Source organism: Chlorobium sp. KB01, assembly GCF_001975465.1.
Lineage (GTDB): Bacteria > Bacteroidota > Chlorobiia > Chlorobiales > Chlorobiaceae > Chlorobium.
In genome coordinates this window covers 1-2,794 of record NZ_MPJE01000102.1, presented here as the reverse complement: position 1 = coordinate 2,794, position 2,794 = coordinate 1, and the positions used below count along the sequence as shown (strand labels likewise).

Below are 2,794 nucleotides of genomic sequence, written 5' to 3'. Positions count from 1 at the left end.
GTACTCTCCCTCAAGCAGAAAATATATTATTTACCTCTGTCACTTACGTCCCCCCTACTTCAGATTGTTTCCGGATCGCAAGCTAAGAGGCTTGTTTCTCGGTTCGAAAAATTCAAACCCGTAATCCTTGACTTTGAACATGTGGAAGAGACCGGGCAGGCATTTGCCGATAAGATTTTCAAAGTCTTTGACATATCACACTGCCATGATCTAAAGGCCATTGAGATAAGCCATAACGAATGATATGAATACCATTAATCCCCGTGTCAGTAACTATCATACCTTGCTCTTTGCCGATTCCAATCGGCGCTTTCATACCTTCCATCTATTTTTGTTGCCGGAATGTTGCCGGAATACTGGGGATGCCGAGGGCTGGCATGAGCCAGATATTGCGTTACTGACAAGCCAGAGATTTTGGAAAACAAGGGCTGATTTATTTTTATCACCACTGTCACTTACGTCCCTTATTCCGTCACTGCAACAGAACGCTGATAAAAGTGAGCGTTATGAATGCCATCCCCTAATTTCGGGATTAAATTCTTTTGGATTAATCAAGCAGCCCTGAAGGATTTCTTTACGCCTGGAAGTTGTATGTATCAAACAAAGCAGTATCTTTATGTACACTTTCAAGACACACAATATAAAGCTGATATGCCACAAATTCCGGTAAACAGTAATGAGCGACTATCATTGCGCATAGCTTCAGCAGAGAAATCTCTTCTGATACGTGCTGCGGCACTACAGGGTACGCATTTGACCGAGTTCGTCACTCGGGCCGTTGTTTCAGCAGCACAAAAAGTAATTGATCAGAACGAACGAATCGAGCTTACAGAACGGGACAGTATGCTCATTTTGAATCTGCTGGAAGAACCTCCTGCGCCAAATGTAAAGCTCATGGCGGCAGCATTCGCCCTGCCAAAACGATCATGACACTGCCTGCCTGGCATGAAGAACCGATCACCAAACACCATGATCGAGCAGCTTTTGATTGCGGTAACGATGCTCTCAATGAGTTCCTGTTGCGCCATGCCAGAAACAGTCACGATAAAGGTGGAGCAAAAACGTTTCTTGCGGTGGATGACTCAGCCGATAAGAAAATTCTTGGTTTTTACAGCCTGAGCCCGGCGTCTGTTGCTTATAAAAATACTCCCGAGGTTGTCAAAAGAGGATTGGCTCGTCATGAAATTCCTGTGTTCAGACTTGGTCGTTTAGCGGTTTATCGATCCGTTCAGGGAAAGGGATTAGGCGGACAGTTATTGCTTTCTGCTGGCCGTCGCTGCATTCTTGCGGCTTTAGAGGTCGGTGGTGTCGGGATCCTCATTGATGCTAAAAATGATCGAATTGCGTCCTGGTACGCCAGCTTCGGAGCCCTGCCGCTCCTTGATGCACCACTTACTTACTCTCCTGCTTCCACTCAAAACGATCTATGCGGCACTCCATACAGCCGGAAAACTTTAGTAAAGTCACAAAAATCAAAGCATTGCGGGAGCGTGAGGAGGTGAGCAAGACAGTATCCGCCCTTTAGATGAACGTGAACAAAGACTCCGTCAGCCAGTGGGAACGGGGTCTTAAAAAACCAGCAGGGCTGACACTGAAACTCCTTTCTCCTGTAAAAAGGAAGGGACTCTCGGCTATCACCTGACTTGCTCATTTCTGATTGGCTGTGACATCATCAACAGAAAAGATATGCGAAGAGCATTACTTGAACGTGATACCTGTCGTCCCGTGAAGATTTGAAAATAGAAAGTGAAATTTTACTCACCCCTGTCACTTACGTCCCATAGTCCCGCTTCTCCATCACCCGCTTCAGCTCCAGCCCCTCAGCCAGTGCCTGCGCAGTCGATATCCCGTGAATTGCCGCCGCTTCCGGCGGAATGGAAAACCCGTCGGGTCTGACGATATAGTTGCCGGAACCGGTTTGATTGCCACCGCCGTCAAAAGAGAGATAAGCCAGCTGCACCAGCCTTGGCCAGTTGTTCAGGTCCGTCACCGGAGCCTTCCAGTTTCGCGGCAGACCCGTTGATTCCGTATCAAAAAATAGGTACATGGGTTATTATGTTATCGGTCGTCATAATGGCCGTAAACAGAAAGAAGGTGGACTGTTACAGTTTTATCATCTACGTGATAGACAAGGCGGTGTTTCCGGGAAATCCTTCGCGACCAGCAACCGGAAAAATCGTACCTGAGCTGTTCGGGTTTACCTGTTCCTGAAAAAGGGTGATCAATAAGTTCTTCAAGAATTCCGGCAAGTTTGCGGAGCGCAACCATGTCGCCTGACTTCTTGAGTTTCTCTATATCTTCTCGGGCAACGTCAGTGTAGACAAGCGTATAGGCCATCACTCAAGACCAAGCAGGTTTTTGATATCTGATTTTTTGAGCACCGTTGTTTTACCCTCTTCTACCTGCTGAAGAGAGCGCTGTAAATGCTTAACAACCTTGGGATCCGAAAAATAACGGTCGGTATCGCTCATTTTACTGGCAGGGATAATTTCATAGGTTTCGCTCTTTCCGCACTGGATAATTACCCGTTCCTTGTTTGCGATATCAAGGTATTTCCGGAGGTTACGCCTCAACTCTGTAGTACTTATTGCAATCATAATTGTTTCTCTTCAGGTATCACTATAGTGTACAAATTATTAGCAATATAGCCCAATTCCGGATAACTCCCCTAAACCGATACTGCAACCTGCGTTGATCTTCAAAGCGCCGGATCACGACCCGGCAGGTTTCACTCGCGTAACTGAAAAGAATGAATGTCGTCCCGTAGGATGGTACTCTCCCTCAAGCAGAAAAT

General features: G+C 46.5%; 5 protein-coding genes and 2 pseudogenes. 4 read left to right on the top strand and 3 right to left on the bottom strand.

Features of this window, described 5'->3' with window-relative positions; genetic code table 11:
* The 4 genes and pseudogenes from BOO20_RS10710 to BOO20_RS13400 all read left to right on the top strand — a co-directional run.
* The coding region (locus BOO20_RS10710; protein ID WP_144277163.1) for a DUF4325 domain-containing protein at nt 1-243 on the top strand (243 nt) is incomplete at its 5' end.
* 408 nt (nt 244-651) lie between these two features.
* On the top strand, nt 652-930 hold the full coding sequence (locus BOO20_RS10705; RefSeq protein ID WP_076792629.1) for a DUF1778 domain-containing protein: 279 nt from the start codon (nt 652-654) through the stop codon (nt 928-930).
* A pseudogene (locus BOO20_RS10700) lies at nt 927-1,458 on the top strand (GNAT family N-acetyltransferase). The gene BOO20_RS10705 and the pseudogene BOO20_RS10700 overlap by 4 nt, the downstream one beginning before the upstream one ends.
* Nucleotides 1,459-1,465: 7 nt before the next feature.
* Nucleotides 1,466-1,642 (top strand): annotated as a pseudogene (locus BOO20_RS13400) (helix-turn-helix domain-containing protein); the annotation flags it as partial.
* Nucleotides 1,643-1,771: 129 nt separating this feature from the next.
* Here the strand turns inward: BOO20_RS13400 and BOO20_RS10695 are convergent.
* Genes BOO20_RS10695 through BOO20_RS10685 form a run of 3 tightly spaced genes read right to left on the bottom strand, consistent with a single transcriptional unit; the run spans nt 1,772 to nt 2,597 of the window.
* Nucleotides 1,772-2,047 (bottom strand): hypothetical protein, encoded by a 276-nt coding sequence (locus tag BOO20_RS10695; protein WP_198935449.1) that lies wholly within the window; start codon nt 2,045-2,047, stop codon nt 1,772-1,774.
* A gap of 11 nt (nt 2,048-2,058) precedes the next feature.
* A complete protein-coding gene (locus tag BOO20_RS10690) occupies nt 2,059-2,337 on the bottom strand; it encodes a Txe/YoeB family addiction module toxin (RefSeq protein WP_076792627.1) in 279 nt (92 codons plus the stop codon).
* On the bottom strand, nt 2,337-2,597 hold the full coding sequence (locus BOO20_RS10685) for a type II toxin-antitoxin system Phd/YefM family antitoxin (protein WP_076792626.1): 261 nt from the start codon (nt 2,595-2,597) through the stop codon (nt 2,337-2,339). Before BOO20_RS10685 ends, BOO20_RS10690 begins: the two co-directional genes overlap by 1 nt.
* Nucleotides 2,598-2,794 lie beyond the last annotated feature (197 nt).

What these genes read in the sequence shown, in the direction of transcription:
- BOO20_RS10705 (WP_076792629.1), top strand. Translation starts at nt 652, where the DNA reads ATGCCACAAATTCCGGTAAACAGTAATGAGCGACTATCATTGCGCATA.
- BOO20_RS10690 (WP_076792627.1), bottom strand. Translation starts at nt 2,337, where the DNA reads ATGGCCTATACGCTTGTCTACACTGACGTTGCCCGAGAAGATATAGAG.
- BOO20_RS10695 (WP_198935449.1), bottom strand. Translation starts at nt 2,047, where the DNA reads ATGTACCTATTTTTTGATACGGAATCAACGGGTCTGCCGCGAAACTGG.
- BOO20_RS10685 (WP_076792626.1), bottom strand. Translation starts at nt 2,597, where the DNA reads ATGATTGCAATAAGTACTACAGAGTTGAGGCGTAACCTCCGGAAATAC.